Genomic DNA, 25456 nt, shown 5'->3' on the forward strand with positions numbered 1-25456 from the left:
GTTAGCGTCGCCCGAAGGTGACGCTCATGCCCGCCAGAAGCAGCACCGCCGCGCCGCCGAGGTACATCCAGAGGCCCGCGCGTATGAAATCGCCCATCAGCTCGTAGACCTGGCCAAGGTCCTGGAAATTCACGGAAAACGGCAGGCCGAAATCGGCGCGCACATCCTCGGCCCGCAGGTAGTAGTGGACGCCCAGAACGAAGGGCGACGCGCCTGCCAGAAGCGCAAAGAGGCCCGCCGCGCGGCCCAGAAGCGCAATGAGCGCGCTGAAGCCCGCGAGCGCAAAGCCGCCCAGAAACACCCAGGCCTGCCAGGGGCCATTGCTGATCATATCCTGCAAACGGTCACCGATCAGCACCGAGGGCGAGATCTCTTGCCCCGCGAAGGGCGGCTCGACCCAGGTCACCACAAAGCTTGCCGCCATTGCCGCCCCGGCCAGAAAAATCAAGAAACGCATAGACCTGCTCCGCCTGTTTTTGCTTATCTTTGCGGCGCATCTTATCGCAAAATCCGGCCCCGGTCCAATTCAAGTATGATCGTTTCGTGACACAGCCGCGCGGGCGTCCTATGTGTCCCCTGACGCCAAGGACCAAGGATTCGCTCGATGGACGAGACAGCCTTCCCCGCCCCTGAAATCCCATGGCATCCGTTCGATGCGCGAGGCGACGACAAGCTGCGCGAGGAATGCGGGGTTTTTGGCGTGATCGGCGTCACCGACGCGGCCAATTTCGTGGCCCTGGGCCTGCACGCCTTGCAGCATCGCGGCCAGGAAGCGGGCGGGATTGTCACCTTTGATCCCGACGCTGGCTTCTCGGAAGCGCGCCGTTTCGGCTACGTGCGCGATACCTTTACCAGCCAAAAGGTGATGGAGACGCTGCCCGGGTCCATCGGCATCGGCCATGTGCGCTATTCCACCGCCGGATCCAAAGGGGCCACGCAGATCCGCGACGTGCAGCCGTTCTTTGGCCAGTTCTCCATGGGCGGCGCGGCGATTGCGCACAACGGCAATATCGTCAACGCCGATGAGTTGCGCCGCGAGTTGATCGAGCGCGGCTCGATCTTTCAAAGCTCAAGCGACAGTGAATGCATCATCCACCTGATGGCGCGCTCGCTTCAGCGCAACATCCCGGAGCGGATGAAAGACGGCCTCCGCCGTGTGGAAGGCGCGTTTTCCGTGGTCGCGATGACCCGCACCAAGTTGATCGGCTGCCGCGACGCACTTGGCGTGCGTCCGCTGGTGATCGGCAAGTTGGGCGACGGCTATGTGTTGTCGTCCGAGACCTGCGCGCTCGACATCATCGGGGCGGATTTGATCCGCGAGGTCGCCCCCGGCGAGATGGTGGTGATCACTGCCCAGGGCATCGAATCGTCCTATCCGTTCGAGAAGAAACGCGCGCGGTTCTGCATCTTTGAGCATGTCTATTTCTCACGCCCCGACAGCATCATCGGCGGGCAATCGGTCTATGAGACCCGCCGCCAGATCGGGGTGGAATTGGCCCGCGAAGCGCCGGTGGAGGCGGATCTTGTCTGTCCCGTTCCTGATTCCGGCACGCCCGCGGCCATCGGTTTCAGCCAGGAAAGCGGCATCCCCTACGCGATGGGGATTATCCGCAACCAATACATGGGCCGCACGTTCATCGAGCCGTCTGAGCAGATCCGCAACATGGGCGTGCGCCTGAAGCTGAACGTCAACCGCGCGTTGATCAAAGGCAAGCGGGTGATCCTGGTCGATGACAGCGTGGTGCGCGGCACAACGTCCCGCAAAATCAAGGAGATGATCCTGGATGCGGGTGCGGCGGAAGTGCATTTCCGCATCGCCTCACCCCCCACATCCTGGCCGTGTTTTTACGGCGTCGACACGCCGGAGCGCAGCAAGCTTCTGGCCGCCACGATGAGTGCCGATGAGATGCGCGACTACCTGGCTGTCGATAGCCTCAAGTTCATCTCGCTCGATGGTCTTTACCGCGCCGTGGGCGAGGCCGAGGGGCGCGACCCCGCGCAACCGGCCTATTGCGACGCCTGTTTTTCGGGTGAGTATCCCGTCACCCCCACAGATCAGATTGCGAAAGGGTTCGAGCTGGTGGAGGCCGCGGAATGATCCGCCTGTTCCGCCGCAACAAATCCGCGCCAGAACTGCCGGAGGCCGAGCTGGCCCGGCGATTGGTGGACCCCGACAACACGGTTGAAAGGAACGGCGCGCTGGTCCCTGTCGCCAAGGCGATGCGGCCCGAGGCGCCGTTCAGTTGGAAAAACCCGCCCGAGCCCGCCGAGGATGCGGCTTTTGAGGCCGGCGGGATGGAGCTGTTCACCGAGAATTACGCGCGGCGCGATGGCGACAATTTCCTGCGCGCCTACCTGCCTATTCCGGTCAAAGGCACCGAGGGCACGGTGTTTCTGGGTGTCTGGTGCTCGCTCAAGGCGGGCAACCATGCGCGGTTTCGCTCGGCCCAGGCGCGGGGCGATGCGGACAAACTGGGCGAGATGCATTCGTGGCTTTATACCCAGCTGCCGCGCCTGACCGGGCCGCTGTTGACCGAGGGCGTGGTCGTGCCTTACTCGGACGGTCGCACGCCGCTTTACTGGATCACGACGCCCAAGCATCCGTTTCACGGGGCCCAGCAAGAGGGCATGACGGCGGGACAAGTGCTTGAGATCTATGAAAGCTTTGGCTGCGATGACGTGATCCGGCAGCTCAAGGGGTGACACGAAAAACGCCGCCCCCGAAGGGACGGCGCTTTTGTCAGTGCAGCGGTGATGCGGTCAGCGGCGCGCGAGGGCGGCCCATGCGCCGGTCACGACGAGGGCGGCCAGAACCGCCTTCACGGCGTCGCCGATCAGGAAGCTGGAGATGAAGTAGGTCCAGTAGTAGCCGAAGCCCTGGCCGATCCACCCGGCCTCAATCCCGCTGAGGTTGGCAAGCAGCATGGGCCAGGCGATACCCGGCACGTAGAGCAGCGCCGAGATCACGATGCCCGCCAGCGCCGTGCCGACAAATCCGCGCGCCAGGCCGCGTTCCACGGCGAAGCCTGCGGCCCAGGCCATGGCGACAAAGCCCAGAAGGAAACCCGCCGTGGGGCCTGCGAAGGCCAGCGGGCCCAGCGCCGTGGTGGGCGTGAAGACGGGAAGGCCCGCAAAGCCCTGGGCCAGGTAAGCCAGCACCGTGATGGCGCCGAGGCGCGAGCCGAACGAGAAGCCCACCGTCAGGATCGCCAGCGTTTGCAGCGACATCGGCACCGGGAACATCGGCACAGAGGTGCGCGCGGCCAGCGCGATCAGGATCGTGCCGCCGAGGACCAGCAGAACCTTGCGGGCCAGGCCCTCTTGCCCAAGCGTTGCGGAAAGAAGTGTTGCGTTGCTACCCATAATGAAGGTCCCTTGTCCCATGTCTGTGCCGGGCGCCTACGCCCGTTGGCCGATAGGTATACCCCTTGCGCTTGGGCGCGCAAGCAGGCAACACGCGCGCCATGACGGAAAAACCACTCTCAGGAAAGATCGCGCTGGTCACCGGCGCGTCCCGGGGCCTCGGGGCTGCCTCTGCGTTCTGGCTGGCCGCCCAGGGCGCCCATGTGGTGGCCGTGGCGCGCACGATTGGCGGGTTGGAGGACCTGGACGATCGGATCAAGGCGGCGGGCGGGCAAGCGACGCTGGCGCCGATGGATCTGACGGATGATGGCGCGATTGCGCATCTGTGCCGGTCGCTGTACGACCGTTGGGGTCGCGCGGATATCTGGGTGCATACCGCCGTTCACGTCAGCGCCCTGACGCCCGCGCCCCATGTGCAGGTGAAGGATCTGGACAAGGTGATTGCGTTGAACATCCGCGGCGTGTCGCGCCTGATCGCCAATATCGAGCCGCTGATCGCCCCGTCAGAGGCCCCCACCGCCGTCTTCTTCGATGACGATTGGGATGAGAAATACGCAGGCCCCTATGCGATGTCCAAGGCCGCGCAGCGGGCGTTGGTGCAAAGCTGGCAGGCGGAGACGGCCAAGATGCCCACGTCGGTGCATCTCGTGCGCCCCAAGCCCATGCCCACCGCCCTGCGCGCGCGGTTCTACCCCGGCGAGGACCGCACGCCCCTGGCTGACCCGGCGGAGGAAGCCGCCCGGCTTCTCGGCCCGCTTTTCAGCTAGAGCGCAATTCACCTAGACTGCACCACGGCACATCGCAGAACGCTTCGAAAGCTTCGATTTCAGGCAGCGTTAAGTGAGTGAGGCTGATGAATTTCTGCTTGCACGCAGCCGTTCGGCACGGCGGGGCCTGCGCGCACGCGCAGGGGCGCCCGCGTGAGCGGGCGCGCGGGCGACGCCGTCAGGCGGCGCAATCAGGTTTGAGAGGGCGTCTCTGCCGCAGCCTCCATCGCTTCGGCCATGGCCTCGGCCCGGGCCGTCAGCTCGGCAAATCCGGCGCTCAGCTCTTCCGGCACAGCCGCCACCGGGCCCTCCCCGCCGCCGCTTTCCTGCAACTCGGTGATCTTGCGCCCCCGGTCCGCCAACCGCTCTTCCGCCGAGCGCAGGGCCCGGTCCTGGGTCGCGATCTTGTCCTGCAATTCGCGCAGATCATCTTCCAGCGCCGCCGTCTTGTCGGCCAACATCAGGCCCGCCATCAGCAGCATCCGCTCGGGCGGCATCCGCCCGATCTGGCCCAGCACCACCGCCGCTTCGGTGTCCAGCATCTTCGCGGCAGAACGCAGGAACGGCTCTTCCCCGTCCTGGCAGGCGACGCTGAAGACGCGGGTTCCGATCTCGATTTCAACCTCAGGCATCTCGGCCTCCCTCTGCCATGTCCAATCCGGCCTGCATGTCGGCGACGATCCGGTCCAGCTCTGCCGCGTCGGTCTCGCGCAATTGGCGCAGGGTCTCGACCTCGGCCAGCAGGCCCTGATCCAGAACCGATGCGTCGACCCCTGCCCCGCTTTGCAACAGCGAGACCTGGGCTGCCAGGTCTTCCGCCCGGCCCCGCATCAGGCGCAGCTGGCCGCGCAGGACCAGAATACGCTCATCGACGCTGACGCCGGTGGCTTCCTTGATCTCATCGAGCGCGTCGGTGGCTGCATCGCAGGCCTCGCGCGCCTGGTCGCGCTCGGCGCGCGCACGCTCCACCCGGCGGCCCATCACGGCCAGGGCCTTTTCCATATCCTCGGTCTCGGCCTCCGGCTCGGCCTCTGCCACGGCCTTGACCTCGGCCTGGGCCGCCTCCAGCGCCGCCTGCATTTCGGACAGGGCCGCGTCCTTTTCGGCCAGCTCTTCGGTGCGGGCGGCCAGGTCCGTCTGGGCCATCCCGTGGGAGGCCTCAGCGGCGGCCAGCCGCTGTTCCAGCGCCGCGAGGGTTGCGGCGTCCGTGCCCGGTGTCTGGGCGGCGTGGACCCGCGCCGTTTCCGCCTCCGAGCGGGCGGCTTCCGCCTCGGCGCGCGCCGAGGCGACGTCGGCCAGGGCCTCGCTCAAAGCGTCCTGGGTTTCTGCCAGCCGCGCTTCCAGCGCGGTCACGCGCTCGGCTGCTTCTGCCGCGCGGGCTTCGGCATCTTCGACCTCGGCCTGGGCCGCCACGGCGCCAGAGCCGGATGCAACGCCCGATGCAACGCCCGCCGCGATCCGGTCCAAGGCCTGTGACAAACGCCGTTCCAGCGCGCTGAGTTGTTCAAAATCGGCCAAGTCGCCCATGACAGCCGGTGCCCCCTCGTGGTCCACGCAAACGCGCGGTGTTTAGATTTCCTGACATCCGCCTTTGACCCATTCGGCCCGACACGCTTGGATCGCGCGTTTCGTCGCAGATGTCGTGTTTCCTGCCTCTAACGTACCCCTATTTGGGGGTCAAATGGCATCCCAATGCAAGGTTTTCCACGCCTCCCTTGCGGATTTTGGCCAGATTTAGCCCGTCTTGGCCCCTCAATCCCCCTCAAACGCCGTTCATCGCCTTGCACTTCATCTGGCCTTTGATATCACGCCTGCAAACGTTGCACCCAACGATGCCCATGCCGCCAAAAAGGATCCCTCGATGGATATCAAAGCCCTCGCCAGCGCCAATCCCGACCATTGGGCGCGCGCCGCCTGCATTCGCACCCTGACGCTGGACGCTGTGGCGGCTGCCAATTCCGGCCACTCCGGCATGCCGATGGGCATGGCGGATGTGGCCACGGTGTTGTTCGACAAGCACCTGTCGTTCGACGCCTCCACCCCCGATTGGCCGAACCGTGACCGGTTCATTCTGAGCGCGGGCCATGGATCGATGCTGATCTACAGCCTGTTGCACCTGACAGGCTACGCCGACATGACGTTGGAGCAGATCAAGAACTTCCGCCAGTTGGGCGCGATCACCGCGGGCCACCCGGAGTACGGCCATGTGACGGGGGTGGAGACGACGACCGGCCCGCTGGGACAAGGCATCGCCAATGCCGTGGGTTTCGCCATGGCCGAAGAGCATCTGCGCGCCACCTGGGGCAAGAAGATCATCGACCACTATACCTATTGCATCGCGGGCGACGGTTGCCTGATGGAGGGTGTCAGCCAGGAGGCGCTGGCGCTGGCCGGGCGCCAACAGCTGTCGCGCCTGATCGTGATGTGGGACGACAACGGCATCACTATCGACGGCAATGTCGGGCTGTCGGACGTCACCGACCAGAAGGCCCGTTTTGCGGCAAGCGGCTGGGACGTGTTCAGCTGTGATGGCCATGATCCGGCGGACATCGACCGCGCGTTGACCGAGGCCAAGGCCTCGGCCCGTCCGGCGATGATCGCCTGCAAGACCCACATCGCGCTCGGCTCCAGCGCGCAGGACACGGGCAAGGGCCATGGGGCGTTGACGGATGCCACGCTGATCGCGGACACCAAGGCCGCCTACGGCTGGCCCCACGCCGCCTTCGAGATCCCGGCAGAGTTGAAAGCCTGGTGGGAAGCCGTCGGCGCGCGCGGACAGGCGGCGCGGTCTGAGTGGGAGGGGCGCTTTGCGGCGCTTTCCGCCAACAAGCAGGCCGAGTTCACCCGCGCCTTCGCCGGTGAGATGCCCAAGAAGCTGTCCGCCGCCATCAAGGCGTTCAAGAAGCAATTGTCCGAGGATCAGCCCAAGGTCGCGACGCGCAAGGCGTCGCAGATGGCGCTAGAGGTGATCAACGGTATCGTGCCCGAGACCCTGGGCGGCTCTGCCGATCTGACCGGGTCGAACCTGACCAACACCACAGACATCGGCACCTTCTCGCCCGAGGACCGCAAGGGCCGTCACATCCACTATGGCATCCGCGAACACGCGATGGCGGCGGCGATGAACGGCATGGCACTGCACGGGGGCGTAAAGCCCTACGGCGGCACGTTCTTTACGTTTACCGATTACGCGCGCCCGTCGATGCGCCTGGCCTCGCTGATGAAGATCGCGCCGGTCTATGTGATGACCCACGACAGCATCGGCGTGGGCGAAGATGGCCCGACGCACCAACCGGTGGAGCACCTCGCCATGTTGCGCGCCACGCCCAACATGAACGTGTTCCGCCCCGCAGATGCGGTGGAAACGGCGGAAGCCTGGGAGTTGGCCTTGAGCACCACAACGACACCCTCGACCCTGGCCCTGTCGCGCCAAGGGCTGCCGACGGTGCGCAAGGAGCACAAGACCAAGAACCTGGTCGCGCAGGGTGCTTACGTTTTGGCCGATGCCGACGGCAAGCGTCAGGCGATCCTGATGGCGACCGGCTCCGAGGTGTCCATCGCCATGGCCGCGCGCGATCTGTTGCAGGCCGAGGGGATTGGCACCCGCGTCGTCTCCATGCCCTGCTGGGAGCTGTTTGAAGAGCAGGACGAAAGCTACCGTAAGCGCGTCCTGCCCGGGGGTCCGGTGCGCGTGGCCGTTGAGGCCGCGATCCGCTTTGGCTGGGACCGCTGGCTTTATGGCGAGCGCGGCAAGCGCGAGAAAGGCGGCTTCGTGGGGATGCACGATTTCGGGGCGTCGGCCCCGGCGGAGGATCTTTACGCGCACTTCGGGATTACTGCCGAGGACATTGCGGCCAAGGTGAAATCGCTGCTCTGACGCGGGCCGTGCCTTATTGAGCCTCGTGCGCGCCGAGGGGTGCGGGCGGGGCTTTTTTTGTGCGCCAACATCTGGCGTCTGCGCCAAAAGTCAGCCCCCGGCAGGGTCCAGACCGCCGAGGGCTTCCTTGATACGGGGCCAAGAGCGCAAAGCGCTTCGATCCCTAACGTAAGGTAAACATATCTTCCTAAACAAACGGTTAACCCCGTTGTTTTCCTGGGCCTGGGCGGCGCGGGTCACCGTTCGGTCATGGGGCGTTCAGAGGGCCTTAATGGGCCGCGTCCCCGCCCAAACCCACCGCGCGCATCGCGGGTGTGATCACCCGGGCCACCACGGGGATCAGCGCCATTCCCAAGATGATGCCCAGAATGCCGTCGATGACAGCCTTCACCAGCCAGACGATCAGGCCACTCTCTCCACCCACGGAATGAGCGACGGCGTCGATCCAATCCTCTGGCCCGTGCCAGCCCATCTCGGCCACCGCATGGACGATGATCGAGCCGCCGACCCAGAGCATCGCGGCGGTGCCCACGATCGTCAGCCACTTGAGGAAACCGGGCATGCCGCGCACGATCAGCTCCCCCGTCTTGCGCGTGGCGCCTGTGCGCCCGGCGGAGGCCATGTGCAGGCCGACGTCATCGGCCTTCACGATCAGCGCCACGGCGCCGTAGACCAGAACGGTGATCCCCACCGCCACGACGGCCAAAGCGGCGCCCCGGAACCAGACGTTGTCGACCTCCAGGGCCGCCAGCGCGATGGTCATGATCTCAGCCGACAGGATGAAATCGGTCTTGATCGCGCCTTTGACCTTCTCTTCTTCCAGATGCGCGCTGTCTTCGGCCGACATCTTCTTGGCGAAGGCCTCTTCCACGTCGTGGTGGGCGGGCGAGAGCCAATGGTGGATCTTTTCGGCCCCCTCGAAACACAAGTAAGCCCCGCCCAGCATCAGAAGCGGCGGGATCATCCACGGGGCAAAGGACGACAGCAGCAGTGCGACGGGCAACAGGATGACAAGCTTGTTGAAAATCGACGCGCGCGCGATTTTCCACACGATGGGCAGCTCGCGCTTGGCCTCGAACCCATGGACGTATTTGGGCGTCACGGCGGCATCATCGATCACCGCCCCCGCTGCCTTCGCGCCCGCCTTGGCCGCCTGCCCGATGACGTCATCCACAGACGCCGCCGCGACCTTCGCGATTGCCGCCACATCATCCAGTAGGGCCAGAAGTCCGCTCATGTCAGTTCCTCAAAATCCGCGCTTGCCGGGCAACATACGTCAATGCGCGCCCGGGTAAAGCCGGGAGCGTCACAGAGGTGTTAGCGCAATCACCCGATGTTTGCGCCACCGTTTCCGCTAACATACCGATTTCAGGGCGCTTTTGGGTTCACAGGCGCGGGCGCGCGCCCTATCCAAAGGGCAAGATCGACCCATAGGAGAGCGTCCATGACCATCACCCTCGGCATCAACGGTTTTGGCCGCATCGGACGCGCTACCCTGGCCTATATCGCGGAAAGCGCGCGCAATGACGTGCAGGTCGTGAAGATCAACGCAACCGGCCCGGTCGAGACCAGCGCGCATCTGCTGCGCTACGACAGCGTCCATGGCCGCTTCCCCGGAGAGGTGCGGGTCGACGGCGACACGATGGATCTGGGGCGCGGGCCGATGAAGGTGTTTTCCACCTATGATCCGGCAGAGCTGGATTGGGACGGCTGCGATGTGGTGCTGGAATGCACCGGCAAGTTCAACGACGGCGTGAAATCGGCGGTGCATCTGGAGCGGGGCGCGAAGAAGGTCTTGATCTCGGCGCCTGCGAAAAACGTCGACCGCACGGTGGTTTACGGCGTGAACCACCGCGACCTGCGGGCGGATGAGCGGATGATTTCCAACGGATCCTGCACCACGAACTGCCTCGCCCCCCTGGTGAAGGTGTTGAACGAGGCCATCGGCGTGGAGCGTGGCATCATGACGACGATCCACAGCTACACCGGCGACCAGCCGACCCTGGACCGCCGCCACGACGACCTTTACCGTGCCCGCGCCGCTGCCATGGCGATGATCCCGACCTCCACGGGTGCAGCCAAGGCCCTGGCCGAGGTTCTGCCCGAGATGGAAGGCCGCCTGGACGGCACCGCCCTGCGCGTGCCCACGCCCAACGTCTCTGCCGTCGATCTGACGTTCGAGGCCGCGCGCGATGTCACGGTTAACGACGTTAACGACGTCGTGGCCGAGGCCGCCGCGGGCCATATGGGCGCGGTCCTGTCCTACGATCCGGCGCCCAAGGTCTCCATCGATTTCAACCACACGACACCCTCGTCGATCTTCGCCCCCGACCAGACGAAAGTTGTCGGCGGCCGCACGGTGCGGGTGCTGGCCTGGTACGACAACGAATGGGGCTTCTCGGCCCGCATGGCCGACGTCGCAGGCGCTATGGGCCGGTTGCTGCACTGAATTTCTGCGCTACCGCCCTTCGGGCTACTTGAGCGCGGGGATGCGCTACCGCGCTTCGCGCTACTTGAGCGGAGTCTTTTATGCGCTACCGCCCTTCGGGCTACTTGAGCGGAGTCTTTTATGCGCTACCGCCCTTCGGGCTACTTGAGCGCGGGGTGCGTGGCCGCCCTGCACTACTAACAACAACGCAACCTCACATCAGCGGGATGCCTTGCGACAAACGCTCTTTCCAAGGCGGCAGGATCTCGTGGCCGATGATTTTCCACTCCCCCGCCGGGTCCTGCTTCCAGATGTATCCGGCGTGAACCGCGCTAATCACGGCACCCCGGTCGTTGAAATTCGTCCATGTCACAAGCAGTTGCACCCGCCCGTCCGGCGCGTCCGTGCGGTGTTCAATCTCGATATCGGTATGGTCGTAGCTTTCGACCATCAGGTTGGAGCGGTAGGCGCGCAGCGCGTCGAGCATCACGTTTTCCGTCGCAAGCGACAGGATCTTGTCCCCGACATGGACCACGCCGGGGATCGCGAATGCGGCGGCAACCCTCTCCAGCTTCCCTTCCGAGAAGTCTCGGGCGATACCTTTGATCAGCGTCTCTGGCACAGCGCCGCCTCCGAGGATGCAATCATTGCCTGTGGCTGCGCCAAGCCTACGCGTCTTTGCCCCGCAAGTCGATGATCGCGCCCGCACACCACCGCCGATCCGCGCTTTACGCCGCGCGCGCCCTGACCCACACTTGCGGCAATGAATTGCCGGGAGATGCGCCATGTCCGACACCTACCTTCTGAAAGCCGCCGAGATTGCCGCGATGGAGGGCCTCGCGAAGGTCCACTTCGTCAATCCCGCCGCCAAACGCATCAACAAGTCCCTCGGCGACGAGACCGGGCTGACCGGCCTTGGCATCCACCTTATCGAAGTCGCCCCGGGCGATGAGACCACCGAATACCACGTTCACCACTTCGAGGATGAGGCCGTCTATATCCTGTCGGGCACCGGCACGGCCACCATCGGAGAGGACGACCACGCCATCGGCCCGGGCGATTTCATCGGCTACCGGGCGGGCGGGTTGGCCCACACCATCCTCAACACCGGCACCGAGACCCTGCGTATTCTCGTGATCGGCCAGCGCCTTGCCCATGATGTCGGCGATTACCCCCGCAAGAAGCAGCGGATCTATCGCAATGCCGGCCAACCCTATGAGCTGGTGCCCCACGATGCGATCCTGCACCCCGTGATGGGCGCCAAGAAGTAGCGCCCTGCAATCAGGCTTCCCCCCCGGCGCGCGCCGTGGCAAAGACTGCGGCCATGACCAACACGATTGCCATATGGATCCTGATCCTGATCGCCGCGTTTCTGGCCGTCGATGCGGTGCTGTTTGAATGGGCCAATTCGCTGTTTCTGGGCCGCAAGTTCGCGGATCTGCTGTCGTGGATGGCATTCTGGCGTTAACGACGCTGCCCCTTCCCAACGGGCAAAACACGCGCTAAGACGGCGCTGTTACCGCTAACAGTGGTCACACAACGCCGCCTTTGTGGCATCGTCCGCATTCGCCGCGCCCCTGCGGCATTATCCATAGGAGTCTCCCCATGGCCGTCAAAGTCGCCATCAACGGGTTTGGTCGCATCGGGCGCAACGTGCTGCGCGCGATCATCGAATCTGGCCGCACCGACATCGAAGTCGTCGCCATCAACGACCTCGGCCCGGTCGAGACCAACGCCCATCTGCTGCGCTACGACAGCGTCCATGGCCGCTTCCCCGCGACTGTCACGACGACCGAGACCACGATTGACGTGGGCCGTGGCCCGATCGACGTCACCGCGATCCGCAACCCCGCTGATCTGCCCTGGGCCCATGTGGACATCGTGCTGGAATGCACCGGCATCTTCACCTCGAAAGAGGCCTGCCAGGCGCATCTGGAAAACGGCTCCAGCCGCGTGCTGATCTCGGCGCCCGGCAAGAACGCCGACAAGACAATCGTTTACGGCGTGAACCATGACCAGCTAACTGCGGATGACCTCATCGTCTCCAACGCGTCCTGCACCACCAATTGCCTGTCCCCGGTCGCCAAAGTGCTCAACGACGCCGTCGGCATCACCAAGGGCTTTATGACGACGATCCACTCCTACACCGGCGACCAGCCGACGCTGGACACCATGCACTCCGACCTCTACCGCGCGCGCGCGGCAGCGATGAGCATGATCCCCACCTCCACCGGCGCCGCCAAGGCCGTGGGCCTGGTGCTGCCCGAGTTGAACGGCAAGCTCGACGGCGTCGCCATCCGCGTGCCCACCCCCAACGTCTCCGTCGTGGACCTGACGTTCGAGGCCAGCCGCGCCACCACGGTGGACGAGATCAACGCCGCCATCGCCGAGGCCGCAAACGGCCCCCTCAAGGGCATCCTCGGCGTCACGGACGAGAAACTGGTGTCGATGGACTTCAACCACGACCCCCATTCCTCGATCTTCGCCACCGACCAGACCAAGGTGTTGGACGGCACCATGGTCCGCATCCTGACCTGGTACGACAACGAATGGGGCTTCTCCTGCCGGATGAGCGACACCGCCGTGGCCATGGGCAAATTCCTGTAACCCCCACCAAAAGCCGCGCGCATTTGTCTAAAATTGCGCGCGCTCCCCTTCATCTTGCCAAAAAACTCCCGCCGGAGGCATCTAAACTCTTTTGGCGGCCCCTCTACGCGTGGCATGACCTCACCACCACAACGGGAGACCTCCGATGCGCTTCAACACCCTCGACGACATGGACCTTGCGGGCAAACTGGTGCTCACCCGGGTCGACATCAACGTCCCCGTGGAAAACGACACGGTAACCGACGCCACGCGCATCACCCGCATTGTTCCCACGATCCGCGACATCCTCGCCAAAGGCGGCCGCCCCGTCATGCTCGCCCACTTCGGGCGCCCCAAGGGCCAATACGTCCCTGAGATGTCCCTGCGCGTCACTCTTCCCGCGCTGGAAGCCGCCCTCGGCCAACCGGTCACCTTCATCGAGCGGCCCGACCGCGCCAGCCTCGACGCGCTGCCCGAGGGCGCCGTCACCCTGATCGAGAACACCCGCTTTTCCGCTATGGAAGAGGCGAATGATCCGAAGATGGCGGGGTTCCTCGCCTCCCTCGGCGATGTCTATTGCAACGACGCCTTCTCTGCCGCGCACCGCGCGCACGCCTCGACGGAAGGCGTCGCGCGCCTGCTGCCTGCCTGCGCCGGGCGGCTGATGGAGGCCGAGCTGAGCGCCTTGGATGCCGCGCTCGGCGCGCCCGCGCGGCCCGTCACCGCCGTTGTGGGCGGGGCCAAAGTGTCGTCCAAGCTGGATCTGCTCAGCAACCTGATCGAGAAGGTCGAACACCTGGTGATCGGGGGCGGCATGGCCAACACATTCCTCGCCGCCCAGGGCCATCCCGTGGGCACGTCGCTGTGTGAACATGACCTCGCCGACACCGCCCGAGACATCGTGGAGAAGGCCAAAACCACCGGCTGCACCATCCATCTGCCCGTCGACATCGTGGTCGCGCGCGCGTTCAAGGCCCACGCCCCGTCCGAGACGGTCGCCGCCGACGCCTGCCCCAACGACGCGATGATCCTTGATGCAGGGCCCGCCACGGTCGCGGGTTTTGACGCGCTGTTGTCGGACACCGCCACGCTGATCTGGAACGGCCCCCTCGGTGCGTTTGAGATGGCGCCGTTTGACGCGGCCACCGTGCAGGCCGCGAAGCTGGCTGCGATTGCGACGACCGCCAAGGACCTGATCTCGGTCGCCGGCGGCGGCGATACGGTCGCAGCCCTCAACCATGCGGGCGTGGCCGAGGACTTCACCTATATCTCCACCGCGGGCGGCGCGTTTCTGGAGTGGATGGAGGGCAAGACCCTGCCCGGCGTCGCGGCTCTGGAGGCCGCGCTTCAAAAATAGTGGCGCTGGAGGCGGCGCTTCAAAGATAGGGGCGTTGGAGGCGGCAAAGACCGCCTGATAGCGCAACCATCATGGACGCCTGCGCCCCTGCGGCCTAAACCCTCGGCAACCGAACCGAAGGAGGCACCGATGGGCACGTCTGATCAGATCGCACAGATGCAAAAGGGCGCGGGCTTCATTGCCGCGCTGGATCAATCGGGCGGCTCCACGCCCAAGGCGTTGAAGCTCTACGGTGTTGACGAGACGGCCTATGCCTCGGACGCGGAGATGTTTGATCTGATCCACCAGATGCGCTCGCGCATCGCCTCGGCCCCTGCGTTTACCGGCAAGAAGGTCATCGGCGCGATCCTGTTCGAGATGACGATGGACCGCGAGATTGGCGGGCGTCCGGCGGCGGATTACCTTTGGTCCGAGCGTGGCGTCGTCCCGTTCCTCAAGATCGACAAGGGGTTGGAGGCGGAGGCCGACGGCGTGCAGATGCTGAAACCGATGCCGGATCTGGACGCGACGCTGGCGCGCGCAGCGCAGAAAGGCATCTTCGGCTCAAAGGCGCGCTCGGTCATTGCCGAGCCCAACGCCAAGGGCATCGCCGCCAATGTGGCACAGCAGTTCGAGGTCGGCGCGCAGGTGCTGGACCACGGCATGGTCCCGATCATCGAGCCCGAGGTTTCCATCAACGCCCCCGCCAAGGCCGAGGCCGAGGCAGTGCTGCGCGACGCGTTGTTGGCGGAGTTGGACAAGATGTCCGGCGACCGGCAGATCATGTTGAAGCTGACTCTGCCCGACGAGGCCGATTTCTACGCGCCGCTGATTGCCCACCCAAAGGTGATGCGGGTCGTGGCGCTCTCGGGCGGCTATGCCCGCGACGACGCAAACACCAAACTGGCCGCCAACCACGGCATGATCGCCAGCTTCAGTCGCGCCCTGACCGAGGGGCTTTCCGCTCAGCAGGACGAGGCGGCGTTCAACGCCAAGCTGGATGAAGCGATCAGCGCGATCCACGCGGCCTCCATCACCTGAGTCCGATGCGCCACGGCTTGGGGGCCGCCACAAGATGTGGGGGATTCCCAAAGCAGTCCATTTGTGCGACTCTCCTGCCCACGCGCCCGTCAGAGGCGTGCGACCAAGGCTTTCGAGCCAAGAGGCAGTGACATGTTGCGGACCCTATCCCTGACCCGAGCCATCGTGCCGGGCATCCTGTTCCTTGTGGGATTTTATTTCACCTTCACCGCCGTGCAGGGAAACAACGGCCTGTTCCAGCGCATCCAGGTGGAGGCCGAGCGGGACCGATTGACCGATGAGCTTGCCCGTTTGCAGCTGCAAACCGCCCGGATGGAGATCCTGACGCGCCGTTTGTCGGACGACTACCTTGACATTGATCTTCTGGATGAACGGGTGCGCGACGTGTTGGGCTACGCCCGTCCGGACGAGTTGATCCTGCCCTAAGGGCCAAAACCGCGGGGGTGTGCCGCCGTGCACATCTTCCTATACCCCTGAAAAACAAGCATTTCCCAAATTGCATAGCGGGTCTGTGCCCCTGCGTCAGCTTTACCCCAAGACTCTGCCGACAACCTCTGATAATAGATGGTTCAACGTTAAACTATTCCCGAACAGGGAGAGGAGTGGCGCAGGATGGCTGCACGCAAGACGACTGCCAAAGCGGCAACGGAATCCAAGAGTGGCGGGGCGAACGTCTCGGCGGAGGAGCTGAAGACGTACTACCGCGAGATGCTTTTGATCCGCCGGTTCGAAGAAAAAGCGGGCCAGCTATACGGCATGGGCCTGATCGGCGGCTTCTGCCACCTTTATATCGGCCAGGAAGCCGTTGTTGTGGGCCTTGAGGCCGCCGCCGAGGAAGGCGACAAGCGCATCACATCCTACCGCGACCACGGCCACATGCTGGCCTGTGGCATGGACGCCAAGGGCGTGATGGCGGAACTCACGGGCCGCGAGGGGGGCTATTCCAAGGGTAAGGGCGGCTCCATGCACATGTTCTCCAAGGAGAAGCATTTCTACGGCGGCCACGGGATCGTGGCGGCGCAGGTGCCGATTGGCGCGGGGCTGGCCTTTGCCGACAAATACCTCGGCAACGACCGCGTGACCTTCACCTACTTCGGCGATGGTGCAGCCAACCAGGGCCAGGTCTATGAGGCCTACAACATGGCCGAGATCTGGGGCCTGCCCTGCATTTTTGTCATTGAAAACAACCAATACGCCATGGGCACCTCCACCAAACGCTCCACCCACTCGCCCTCCTATTGGGAACGGGGTGCGGCTTACGGCATCGCCGGGGAAGAAGTGGACGGCATGGATGTGCTGGCCGTGAAAGCCGCCGGTGAGAAGGCCGTCGCCCACTGCCGCGCGGGCAATGGGCCCTATATCCTAGAGATCAAGACGTATCGCTACCGCGGCCACTCCATGTCGGACCCGGCGAAATACCGGACCCGCGAAGAGGTTCAGGAGATGCGCGAAAAGCGTGACGCGATCGAGAACGTGCGCCAGATGCTGCTGACCGGGGGCCATGCCAGCGAAGATGACCTGAAGGCCATCGACAAGGAGATCAAGGAAATCGTCAACGAGGCGGCCGAGTTCTCCAAAACTTCGCCCGAGCCCGCGTTGGAAGAGCTTTGGACCGACATCTACGCCGAGGTCCCTGCGTGATTTCAAGGCGGCTCAAAAGGGCTGGCGCGGTGGCGTTGGGTGCTGTGCTGGCGGTCGCGCCGGTCAGTGCCGGAACGCCCGCGGATGCGGGGGCACGGATCACGGCGATCCTAGCCGCCAGCGGCCCGACGTCGACCGGCATCCAGATGATGAATACCACCGTCACTGGATGCCAGTTCGTCGTCGCCTTCGACGCGATCGAGAACGGCGATCCGCTGTCGGGGCAATTGACCGGGAACCTTACCGATATCTCGGGCGACGCCATCACCCTTCGCCCCAACGAGACGGACCAGGACCTGTTCTTTGAGCTGCCGGGCCCCCTGCCCGAATGGACCATCACCGCCGTCGCCCCCGTTGGGACGGAACTTTTCACCACCCTTTCGACCGACCCGGCCGCGTTGCCGTATGTGGCGGCCGACTGCAATGAAACCCAGTGCGACCTGATCTTCGATATCGGTGGCGGCTGGGACACTTACACAATGAACGTGGACCTTACAGAAGTTGTAAGCCGCCCCGACGCCGACCTTTTGCTGGTGGCTTTCCGGGATCTGGCGGGCCTTTGTAACGACCGCGCGGAATAGGGATAGCACGACCATGGCAACTGAAATTCTAATGCCCGCCCTCTCCCCCACGATGGAGGAAGGCACGCTGGCCAAATGGCTGGTGAAGGAAGGCGACACCGTCGCGGCTGGCGACATCCTGGCCGAGATCGAGACCGACAAGGCGACGATGGAGTTCGAGGCCGTCGACGAAGGCGTCATCGGCAAGATCCTGGTGGCCGAGGGCACCGAAGGCGTGAAGGTGAACACCGCCATCGCCGTGATCGGCGAAGAGGGCGAGGATATGTCCGCCACCTCTGCCGCGCCTGCCGCAGCCCCCGAGGCGGACGCCCCCGCGCCTGCCGCTGAGGAAGCGCCCGCCGCCCAAGCCGCCGTGCCCGCCGCGCCCAAGGTCGACACCAGCCCCGATTGGCCCGAGGGCACGCCGATGAAGACCCAGACCGTCCGCGAAGCGCTGCGCGACGCGATGTCTGAGGAAATGCGCGCCGACCCCACCGTTTTCGTGATGGGCGAGGAAGTGGCCGAGTACAACGGTGCCTATAAGATCACCCAGGGCATGCTGGACGAATTCGGCGAAAAGCGCGTGATCGACACGCCGATCACCGAGCACGGCTTTGCCGGGATCGGTGTGGGCGCGTCCTTTGGCGGCCTCAAGCCGATTGTCGAGTTCATGACCTTCAACTTCGCCATGCAGGCGATTGACCACATCATCAACTCTGCCGCCAAGACGCTCTATATGTCCGGCGGCCAGATGGGCGCACCCATGGTGTTCCGGGGCGCCAACGGTGCCGCCGCCCGTGTGGGCGCGCAGCACAGCCATGATTACGCGACGTGGTATTCTCAGGTGCCGGGCCTCAAGGTCTGCATGCCCTATTCGGCAGCCGACGCCAAAGGCCTGCTGAAAACCGCCATCCGCGACCCCAACCCGGTCGTGTTCCTGGAAAACGAGATCCTTTATGGCCGCTCCTTCGAGGTGCCGGACCTGGATGATTTCACCGTGCCCTTCGGCAAGGCCAAGATCTGGCGCGAAGGCACTGATCTGACGATTGTCTCTTTCGGCATCGGCATGACCTATGCCCTTGAGGCCGCAGACAAATTGGCCGAGGAAGGGATTTCTGCCGAGGTCGTGGACCTGCGCACCCTGCGTCCGTTGGACTATGACACGCTTCTGGCCTCGGTGATGAAGACCAACCGCTGCGTCACCGTGGAGGAAGGCTTCCCGGTCTGCTCCATCGGCAACCACCTGTCGGCCTACCTGATGCAAAACGCGTTCGATTACCTCGACGCGCCGGTCATCAATTGCACCGGCAAGGACGTGCCCATGCCCTATGCGGCCAACCTGGAACGCCACGCGCTGATCACCACCGATGAGGTCGTGGCCGCGTGCAAACAGGTGACGTACCGCTGATGCGCATCCTGGGAAAAAATCCCTCTGCTGACGCCTACCGCGTTTCCGTCGATCTTGGCGGGGATGCGGTGGTGGCTCTGGTCCCGGACGCGTTGCTGTCGCAGCAATACGGCGTGGACACCAAGGTGAGCCACGAGCAGGCCTACGAGTGGATTGCCGCCCAGCAACACGACCTGGCCGACGCCATCAAAGCCCTCAAGAAAGGCGCCGCCCCGCGCGCGCCGTTCACTCACATCACGCTCGAATAAGCGACACCCCCTCCAAGGGAGACGATCCAAATGCCCATCGAACTTCTCATGCCCGCCCTGTCCCCCACGATGGAGGAAGGCACCCTCGCCAAATGGCTGGTCAAGGAAGGCGACACCGTCGCCGCCGGGGACCTGCTGGCTGAAATCGAAACCGACAAGGCCACGATGGAGTTCGAGGCCGTCGACGAAGGCGTGATCGGCAAGATCCTGGTGGCCGAGGGCACCGAGAATGTGAAGGTCAACACCGCGATTGCCCTGATCGGCGAAGAGGGCGAGGACTTCAGCGCCGCCCCTGCGGCTCCCGCCGCCGAGGAAGCCGCGCCCGCGGCGGAAGAGGCGGCTCCGGCGGCGGCGTCAGCTGCCGCAACCCCTGCCCCGGCAGCGCCCGCAAGCGCTGACGGCGCGCGCATCTTCGCCTCTCCGCTCGCGCGGCGCATCGCTGCCGACAAGGGCCTCGATCTGAGCCAGATCAAGGGCTCCGGCCCCCATGGCCGCATCGTCAAAGCCGATGTGGAAAGCGCCTCTGCCGCGCCGAAAGCTGCCGCCGCACCTGCTGCGGTCGCGCCTGCCGCTGCGCCCGCGGCCTCTGGTGCCATGCCCACCGGTCCTTCTGCCGAGCAGGTCCTCAAGATGTACGAGGGCCGCGAGTTCGAAGAGGTCAAGCTGAACGGCATGCGCAAGACCGTCGCCGCCCGCCTGACCGAGGCGAAACAGACGATCCCGCACTTCTATCTGCGCCGTGATATCCAGTTGGACGCGCTGCTGAAGTTCCGCTCGCAGCTCAACAAGCAGCTGGAAGGGCGCGGCGTGAAGCTGTCGGTAAACGACTTCGTCATCAAGGCCTGCGCCCTGGCGTTGCAGGCGGTGCCCGACGCCAATGCCGTCTGGGCCGGGGACCGGATGATCAAGCTGAAACCCTCGGACGTGGCCGTGGCTGTGGCCGTCGATGGCGGGCTGTTCACGCCGGTCCTGAAAGACAGCGACACCAAGAGCCTTTCGGCCCTGTCGGCAGAGATGAAGGACCTGGCAGGCCGCGCCCGCGACGGGAAACTGGCGCCGCACGAATATGTGGGCGGCTCCTTCGCGATCTCGAATTTGGGCATGATGGGGATCGAGAATTTCGACGCCGTCATCAACCCGCCCCACGGCGCGATCCTGGCCGTCGGCGCGGGCGTCAAGAAGCCTGTTGTCGGGGCGGATGGCGAGTTGGCGGTGGCGACCGTGATGTCCACCACGCTGTCGGTCGATCACCGTGTGATCGACGGCGCCTTGGGGGCCGAGCTACTGGCCGCGATCAAGGACAACCTGGAAAACCCGATGGTCATGTTGGCGTGACGGCGGCATTGAGGGGCTAGCCCCTCAAGCTCCCCAGAGTTTTCTGGGCAAGATGAAAGGGAAGACCGCTGCGAGGAGCGTTCGCCCGAAAGGGCGATAGCGAGGAGGGGCGGTTTGGACCGGCGCGTCAGCGCCGGAATATCGAGGGCCGCAGCCCCGCGCCTGCGCTTTGGGCCACGTCGTCAATCCGCCGCGCGCGCGTCGGCGCCGTCTTCGCCGTCTTGATCCACTCCAATGTCCCGCGCTTGACCGAGCGGGGGTACGCCTCCCACACCGCGCGCGCGGCGCCCAGGGCTTCGGCCAGGTCACCCGGCACCTCCAACCGCTCTACGTCGTCGAGAAACGTCCACATCCCGTTCGCCTCGGCCGCCGCGATCTTCGCCTCCCCCGCGGGCGTCATCCGCCCCTCGGCCCGCATACGCGCGACGATCTCCTTGTTGACCGCGGACCAGGCGCTGGTCGCGCGGCGCGGCGCGATCCGGTGCTTCATCCGGTCCGCATCCAACGCCGCGACCTGCGCGTCGACCCATCCCCAGCAGAGCAGTTCCTCCACCGCCTCCATCCACGGCACATAGTCGGGATGGTGTTTCTTATAGGTCGCCAGCCACAGTCCCTTCCCCTCGCCGTGATGCGCCGCGAGCCAGGCCCGCAATTCAGCGCGAGATCGGACCGTCAGCACCTCCGCTATCCCTAGACCTCCCGCCATGCGCCGGGGGCTAAGTTCTTGATATCATAGGGCCCGATGGAAAACCGCACCAGCCGGATCACCGGGTAGCCCACCGCCGCACACATGCGGCGCACCTGTCGGTTGCGGCCCTCGGTCAGGGTCAGGCGCACCCAGGTGTCGGTGATCGATTTGCGGATCCGGACCGGCGGTTCGCGGTCCCAGATCCACTCGGGCACGTCCACGGCCTCGGCCTCGCAGCGCGCCGTGCGGCCATCTTTTAGGTCCACGCCTGCCCGCAGCCGCGCCAGGGCCTCGTCGGTCGGCACGCCCTCCACCAGCGCGAAGTATACCTTGGGTGATTTGAACTTCGGCGAGGAAATCCGCGCCTGCAGCCCGCCATCGTCGGTCAGCAACAACAACCCTTCCGAGTCGCGGTCCAGCCGCCCCGCCGCGTAGACGCCCTTGGGCAACCCGAGCCCATCCAGGGCGGGCCACCCCCCTTCCGAGGTGAATTGTGACAGCATATTCATGGGCTTGTTGAGCGCGATCAGGGTCAATGCTCTGCCTCTGGCATGCGCGTTCCCATCGTCATTTCGCGTCGGAGCCCGAAGGCGCCGACCCAGAAGATCGTCCCGAAAATCGCGCCCGCGAAGGGATAGGCAACCGCGTCGATCAGCAAGCCCGGCACGCCATTGCCTGATAGGCCCAAGAGGAAGGCGAGAACGAAAAAGACGGCGGCGCAGATTGCGGCGGCTTGGGTTATCGTGACGGTCTTCGCGAGCCGCGCCAGCACCGCCCAGATCACCACGACGATGACGAGGAAGGGGATCAGCAGCACGAGCCCGATCATGGCGGTCAGCCCCAGTGCGTCGGTGCCCCGCCCGTCGATGATCATCGTGGCCAGCATCATGACGGCGACGCCAAAGCCGTAAGCGAGCAGACATCCGCGTAAAACGTAGAGAATTTGCATGGTTAGCCCTGCTCTGCGTCGTATTTCGCCAGCCAGCGCTTGGGCGCCAGATCACGCCAAGTGCGGCGCAGGCGGGCCTCGACCCAGTCCCGCTCGATCCGCCCAGCGGCGACGAGGATGCAGCCGTAGTTGGCGTAGTGGTCGTGGAGGATGAAGGTTTCCGGGTCGGCCTGCATCAGCATCTCCCGCTCCTCCACCGAGCCTTTGAAGATCGCCGCATCGACGTAAGGGCTCCACCAGCACCACATCTTGCCGTGGGCCTTGAGGTTGGGGTTGCCCCAGGAAACGGCGTCCTCGACCTTGGGCAGATAAAGCGCGACCGCGAAATCGCGGAGTTCGGGCCAGGTTTGGATCGGAACATTCATTTCAGCATTCTCCGAAGCGGGTCATCAGGTCGCGACCGGGTTCCTTATAGCGCAAAGGCCCTGTTAATGCGCCTCTGCCCAGTTTGCGCCCTGCCCGAAGTCCACCGTAATTGGCACGCTCAGGTGCACAGCGGGGTCGGCGGCGCCTTCCATGACCTCGCGGGCTTTTTTGATCAGCGTGTTAGTCGCGTCTTCATCGACCTCAAAAACTAATTCGTCGTGGACCTGCAGAAGCATCCGCGCGGGGATGCCTGCAATGGCGTCCTCCATGCGGATCATCGCGCGGCGGATGATGTCGGCAGCGGTGCCCTGGATCGGCGCGTTGATCGCGGCGCGGCCTGCGAAACCGGCGCCCGGGCCCTTGGCGTTGATCTCGGGCGTGTGGATTTTTCGGCCAAAGAGCGTCTCGACGTAGAGGTGTTCCTTGGCGAACTTTTTGGTGTCGTCCATGTAGGTGCGGATGCCGGGGAAACGCTCGAAATAGCGGTCTATGAAGCCCTGCGCTTCACTGCGCGGGATGCGCAGGTTGCGCGCGAGGCCAAAGCCCGAAATGCCGTAGATAACGCCGAAGTTGATCGCCTTGGCCTGGCGGCGGACGTCCGGCGTCATGTCCTCAAGCGGCACGTTGAACATCTCGGACGCGGTGGCGGCGTGGATGTCCTGGCCATCCTTGAACGCCTGTTTCAACGCGTCGATGCCCGCGATATGGGCGAGGATGCGCAGTTCGATCTGGGAATAATCGAGCGCGACCAAGACCTTACCGGGTTCGGCCACGAAAGCCTCGCGGATGCGGCGGCCTTCTTCGGTGCGGATCGGGATGTTTTGCAAGTTTGGATCGGTGGAGGCGAGGCGCCCGGTGTTGGCGCCGGCGATGGAGTAGCTGGTGTGGACGCGGCCCGTGTCCGCGTTGATATGGTCCTGCAGCGCGTCGGTGTAAGTGGATTTCAGCTTTGAGAGCTGCCGCCAGTCCAGCACACGGCCCGGCAGGTCGTGTTCGGTCGCGAGGTCTTCCAGGACATCGGCGCCTGTGGAATACTTGCCGGTCTTGCCCTTCTTGCCGCCCTCCAACCCCATCTTTTCAAACAGAATTTCGCCAAGCTGCGCGGGGGAGCCGACGTTGAAGGCCTCTCCGGCGAGCTCATGAATTTCAGCCTCAAGGCCCGCCATTTTCTGGGCAAAGGCGTTGGACATGCGGCTGAGGACCTCGCGGTCCACCTTGATGCCAGAGCGTTCCATGCGGGCGAGGACGGGCACGAGGGGGCGTTCGAGGCGCTCGTAAACCTTGGTGACGCCGACGGTATGCAGTTTCGGCTTGAACAGCTTGTGGAAACGCAGGGTGATATCGGCGTCTTCGGCGGCATAGGGGGCGGCGTCGGCGATGGGGACGCGGTCGAAGGTGATCTGGGATTTTCCGCTTCCGATCAAGGACTTGATCGGCAAGGGCGTGTGGCCCAAGTAGCGCTCAGACAGGCTATCCATGCCGTGATTGTGGAGCCCTGCGTGGAGGGCGTAGGACAGCAGCATCGTGTCGTCGATGGGCGCGACGGTGACGCCGTAATTGGCGAGGACCTTGACGTCATACTTGGCGTTCTGGGCGATCTTCAGGACGCTTTCGTCTTCCAGCATCGGCTTGAGGGTGGCCAGCGCATCTTCAAACGGGATCTGCCCTTCTGCGAGGGAGGTGTCGGCGAAAAGGTCATCGCCCCCGCCCCGGTGCAGCAGCGGGATGTAGCAGGCTTTCCCGGGCTCAACGCAGAGCGAGACGCCGACAAGCTCGGCCACCATTTCATCGAGCGATGTCGTCTCTGTGTCAAAAGCCACTTCGCCGCGCGCCGTGGCGTGGTCGACCCACGCCTGCAAGGTCTTAACGTCGTTAACCACCTCATACTTTGTGTGATCAATCGCGGGCATCTCGGGCGCGTCGGGGGCGGCCTCGGGCGTGGGTTCCTCGATCACCGGGGCCTCGACGCCCGCACTTTCGGCGATGCGTTTGGTGAGCGTGCGGAACTCCATCTGGGCGAGGAATTCCAGCAGCACCGTGTGATCCGGCTCGCGCACTTCCAGCGCGTCCAGGCCCTCTTCCAGCGCCATGTTCTCATCGAGCAGGACCAACTGGCGCGACAGGCGGATCTGGTCGGCGTGGTCGATCAGGGTCTGGCGGCGCTTGGGCTGCTTGATTTCTTCCGCGCGGGCCAGAAGGCTGTCCAAGTCCCCGTATTCATTGATCAAAAGTGCGGCGGTCTTGATCCCGATACCGGGCGCGCCGGGCACGTTATCAACGCTATCACCCGCCAGGGCCTGTACGTCCACGACCCGCTCGGGCCCGACGCCGAACTTTTCCCACACGCCGTCCCGGTCGATGCGGTTGTTCTTCATGGCGTCGAACATCTCCACCCCGTCGCCGACCAGTTGCATCATGTCCTTGTCGGACGAGATGATCGTGCAGCGCCCGCCCGCCTCGCGCGCCATCCGGGCGTAGGTGGCGATGATGTCGTCGGCCTCAAACCCCTCCATCTCGATACAGGCGAGGTTGAAGGCGCGGGTCGCGTCGCGGGTCAGCGGGATCTGGGGGCGCAAATCCTCTGGCATCGCTTCGCGGTTGGCTTTGTACTGATCATAGAGGTCATTGCGGAACGTATGGCTGCCTTTGTCAAAGATCACAGCGGCATGGGTGGGGCCATCGGCGCCCGCATTATCGACGATCATCTTGTGGAGCATGTTACAAAACCCGCTCACCGCACCGATGGGCAGACCATCGGACTTGCGCGTCAGTGGCGGCAGCGCATGATAGGCGCGGAAGATGAACGCCGATCCATCCACGAGGTGAAGATGATGCCCTTTTCCGAATGCCATGTGCTAGTTTC

27 protein-coding genes are annotated in these 25456 nt (G+C 64.5%); 16 read left to right on the plus strand and 11 right to left on the minus strand.

The genetic code is table 11. The features are described 5' to 3' along the window. Window position 1 precedes the first annotated feature (1 nt). Window positions 2-457 carry a hypothetical protein gene (locus AC6I9R_RS14995; RefSeq protein WP_461426370.1) on the minus strand — a complete coding sequence of 152 codons (456 nt, stop codon included), beginning with the start codon at window positions 455-457 and terminating at the stop codon, window positions 2-4. A 147-nt stretch (window positions 458-604) separates the two neighbouring features. Between AC6I9R_RS14995 and purF the strand changes: the two genes are divergently transcribed. Beyond that, window positions 605-2098 carry an amidophosphoribosyltransferase gene (gene purF / locus AC6I9R_RS15000; protein WP_461426371.1) on the plus strand — a complete coding sequence of 498 codons (1494 nt, stop codon included), beginning with the start codon at window positions 605-607 and terminating at the stop codon, window positions 2096-2098. After that, entirely contained in the window at window positions 2095-2703 is a 609-nt protein-coding gene (locus AC6I9R_RS15005; RefSeq protein WP_461426372.1) for a DUF2199 domain-containing protein, read from the plus strand. The genes purF and AC6I9R_RS15005 overlap by 4 nt, the downstream gene beginning before the upstream one ends. Window positions 2704-2760: 57 nt before the next feature. Here AC6I9R_RS15005 and AC6I9R_RS15010 read toward each other — a convergent pair whose 3' ends face one another. Beyond that, entirely contained in the window at window positions 2761-3363 is a 603-nt protein-coding gene (locus AC6I9R_RS15010) for a biotin transporter BioY (RefSeq protein ID WP_461426373.1), read from the minus strand. A 101-nt stretch (window positions 3364-3464) separates the two neighbouring features. On the opposite strand from AC6I9R_RS15010, the gene AC6I9R_RS15015 reads away from it, so the two are divergent. Continuing rightward, a complete protein-coding gene (locus tag AC6I9R_RS15015) occupies window positions 3465-4130 on the plus strand; it encodes an SDR family NAD(P)-dependent oxidoreductase (protein WP_461426374.1) in 666 nt (221 codons plus the stop codon). 191 nt (window positions 4131-4321) lie between these two features. Here AC6I9R_RS15015 and AC6I9R_RS15020 read toward each other — a convergent pair whose 3' ends face one another. After that, the gene (locus tag AC6I9R_RS15020) at window positions 4322-4762 is read right to left on the minus strand and encodes a cell division protein ZapA (protein ID WP_461426375.1); all 441 of its coding nucleotides are present in this window, start codon (window positions 4760-4762) and stop codon (window positions 4322-4324) included. Then, window positions 4755-5648 carry a hypothetical protein gene (locus AC6I9R_RS15025; protein WP_461426376.1) on the minus strand — a complete coding sequence of 298 codons (894 nt, stop codon included), beginning with the start codon at window positions 5646-5648 and terminating at the stop codon, window positions 4755-4757. Before AC6I9R_RS15025 ends, AC6I9R_RS15020 begins: the two co-directional genes overlap by 8 nt. Window positions 5649-5991: 343 nt before the next feature. Between AC6I9R_RS15025 and tkt the strand changes: the two genes are divergently transcribed. Then, window positions 5992-8007, plus strand: a complete 2016-nt coding sequence (gene tkt, locus AC6I9R_RS15030) for a transketolase (protein WP_461426377.1) — start codon at window positions 5992-5994, stop codon at window positions 8005-8007. 268 nt (window positions 8008-8275) lie between these two features. Here tkt and AC6I9R_RS15035 read toward each other — a convergent pair whose 3' ends face one another. Further along, the gene (locus AC6I9R_RS15035) at window positions 8276-9244 is read right to left on the minus strand and encodes a DUF808 domain-containing protein (protein ID WP_461426378.1); all 969 of its coding nucleotides are present in this window, start codon (window positions 9242-9244) and stop codon (window positions 8276-8278) included. 207 nt (window positions 9245-9451) lie between these two features. Between AC6I9R_RS15035 and gap (AC6I9R_RS15040) the strand changes: the two genes are divergently transcribed. Further along, window positions 9452-10456, plus strand: a complete 1005-nt coding sequence (gap, locus tag AC6I9R_RS15040) for a type I glyceraldehyde-3-phosphate dehydrogenase (protein ID WP_461426379.1) — start codon at window positions 9452-9454, stop codon at window positions 10454-10456. Between the two features lie 193 nt (window positions 10457-10649). Here gap (AC6I9R_RS15040) and AC6I9R_RS15045 read toward each other — a convergent pair whose 3' ends face one another. Then, window positions 10650-11057, minus strand: a complete 408-nt coding sequence (locus AC6I9R_RS15045) for a DUF6841 family protein (protein ID WP_461426380.1) — start codon at window positions 11055-11057, stop codon at window positions 10650-10652. A gap of 163 nt (window positions 11058-11220) precedes the next feature. Here AC6I9R_RS15045 and AC6I9R_RS15050 point away from each other — a divergent pair, with 163 nt between their 5' ends. The 11 genes from AC6I9R_RS15050 (at window position 11221) to AC6I9R_RS15100 (ending at window position 20590) form a co-directional block, all read left to right on the plus strand. Next, entirely contained in the window at window positions 11221-11706 is a 486-nt protein-coding gene (locus AC6I9R_RS15050; protein WP_461426381.1) for a cupin domain-containing protein, read from the plus strand. 53 nt (window positions 11707-11759) lie between these two features. Next, window positions 11760-11903, plus strand: a complete 144-nt coding sequence (locus tag AC6I9R_RS15055) for a hypothetical protein (RefSeq protein WP_461426382.1) — start codon at window positions 11760-11762, stop codon at window positions 11901-11903. A 137-nt stretch (window positions 11904-12040) separates the two neighbouring features. Beyond that, on the plus strand, window positions 12041-13042 hold the full coding sequence (gene gap / locus AC6I9R_RS15060) for a type I glyceraldehyde-3-phosphate dehydrogenase (protein ID WP_461426383.1): 1002 nt from the start codon (window positions 12041-12043) through the stop codon (window positions 13040-13042). A 145-nt stretch (window positions 13043-13187) separates the two neighbouring features. After that, window positions 13188-14378, plus strand: coding sequence for a phosphoglycerate kinase (locus AC6I9R_RS15065; protein WP_461426384.1), 1191 nt, complete (start codon window positions 13188-13190; stop codon window positions 14376-14378). A 129-nt stretch (window positions 14379-14507) separates the two neighbouring features. After that, on the plus strand, window positions 14508-15398 hold the full coding sequence (locus AC6I9R_RS15070) for a fructose bisphosphate aldolase (RefSeq protein WP_461426385.1): 891 nt from the start codon (window positions 14508-14510) through the stop codon (window positions 15396-15398). Window positions 15399-15530: 132 nt separating this feature from the next. After that, window positions 15531-15824, plus strand: coding sequence for an FtsB family cell division protein (locus AC6I9R_RS15075; protein WP_461426386.1), 294 nt, complete (start codon window positions 15531-15533; stop codon window positions 15822-15824). A 186-nt stretch (window positions 15825-16010) separates the two neighbouring features. Then, window positions 16011-17039 carry a pyruvate dehydrogenase (acetyl-transferring) E1 component subunit alpha gene (gene pdhA / locus AC6I9R_RS15080; protein ID WP_461426387.1) on the plus strand — a complete coding sequence of 343 codons (1029 nt, stop codon included), beginning with the start codon at window positions 16011-16013 and terminating at the stop codon, window positions 17037-17039. A 29-nt stretch (window positions 17040-17068) separates the two neighbouring features. Continuing rightward, a complete protein-coding gene (locus AC6I9R_RS15085) occupies window positions 17069-17620 on the plus strand; it encodes a hypothetical protein (RefSeq protein WP_461426388.1) in 552 nt (183 codons plus the stop codon). Between the two features lie 13 nt (window positions 17621-17633). Further along, the gene (locus AC6I9R_RS15090) at window positions 17634-19007 is read left to right on the plus strand and encodes a pyruvate dehydrogenase complex E1 component subunit beta (protein ID WP_461426389.1); all 1374 of its coding nucleotides are present in this window, start codon (window positions 17634-17636) and stop codon (window positions 19005-19007) included. After that, the gene (locus tag AC6I9R_RS15095) at window positions 19007-19255 is read left to right on the plus strand and encodes a hypothetical protein (RefSeq protein ID WP_461426390.1); all 249 of its coding nucleotides are present in this window, start codon (window positions 19007-19009) and stop codon (window positions 19253-19255) included. The genes AC6I9R_RS15090 and AC6I9R_RS15095 overlap by 1 nt, the downstream gene beginning before the upstream one ends. Window positions 19256-19285: 30 nt before the next feature. After that, complete coding sequence (locus AC6I9R_RS15100; RefSeq protein ID WP_461426391.1) at window positions 19286-20590, plus strand: pyruvate dehydrogenase complex dihydrolipoamide acetyltransferase; 1305 nt, start codon at window positions 19286-19288, stop codon at window positions 20588-20590. A 127-nt stretch (window positions 20591-20717) separates the two neighbouring features. On the opposite strand, the gene AC6I9R_RS15105 is transcribed toward AC6I9R_RS15100, so the two are convergent. The 5 genes from AC6I9R_RS15105 to polA all read right to left on the minus strand — a co-directional run bounded on the left by AC6I9R_RS15105 (window position 20718) and on the right by polA (window position 25445). Then, window positions 20718-21296, minus strand: coding sequence for a YdeI/OmpD-associated family protein (locus AC6I9R_RS15105; RefSeq protein ID WP_497862959.1), 579 nt, complete (start codon window positions 21294-21296; stop codon window positions 20718-20720). Then, window positions 21281-21814 (minus strand): pseudouridine synthase, encoded by a 534-nt coding sequence (locus tag AC6I9R_RS15110; protein WP_461426393.1) that lies wholly within the window; start codon window positions 21812-21814, stop codon window positions 21281-21283. The genes AC6I9R_RS15105 and AC6I9R_RS15110 overlap by 16 nt, the downstream gene beginning before the upstream one ends. Next, entirely contained in the window at window positions 21811-22227 is a 417-nt protein-coding gene (locus tag AC6I9R_RS15115; RefSeq protein ID WP_461426394.1) for a hypothetical protein, read from the minus strand. The genes AC6I9R_RS15110 and AC6I9R_RS15115 overlap by 4 nt, the downstream gene beginning before the upstream one ends. 2 nt (window positions 22228-22229) lie before the next feature. Then, window positions 22230-22592, minus strand: a complete 363-nt coding sequence (locus tag AC6I9R_RS15120) for an MmcQ/YjbR family DNA-binding protein (protein ID WP_461426395.1) — start codon at window positions 22590-22592, stop codon at window positions 22230-22232. A 63-nt stretch (window positions 22593-22655) separates the two neighbouring features. Next, window positions 22656-25445 carry a DNA polymerase I gene (gene polA, locus AC6I9R_RS15125; protein ID WP_461426396.1) on the minus strand — a complete coding sequence of 930 codons (2790 nt, stop codon included), beginning with the start codon at window positions 25443-25445 and terminating at the stop codon, window positions 22656-22658. Window positions 25446-25456: the final 11 nt, after the last annotated feature.

The sequence above is a fragment of the Gymnodinialimonas sp. genome (genome assembly GCF_059726805.1).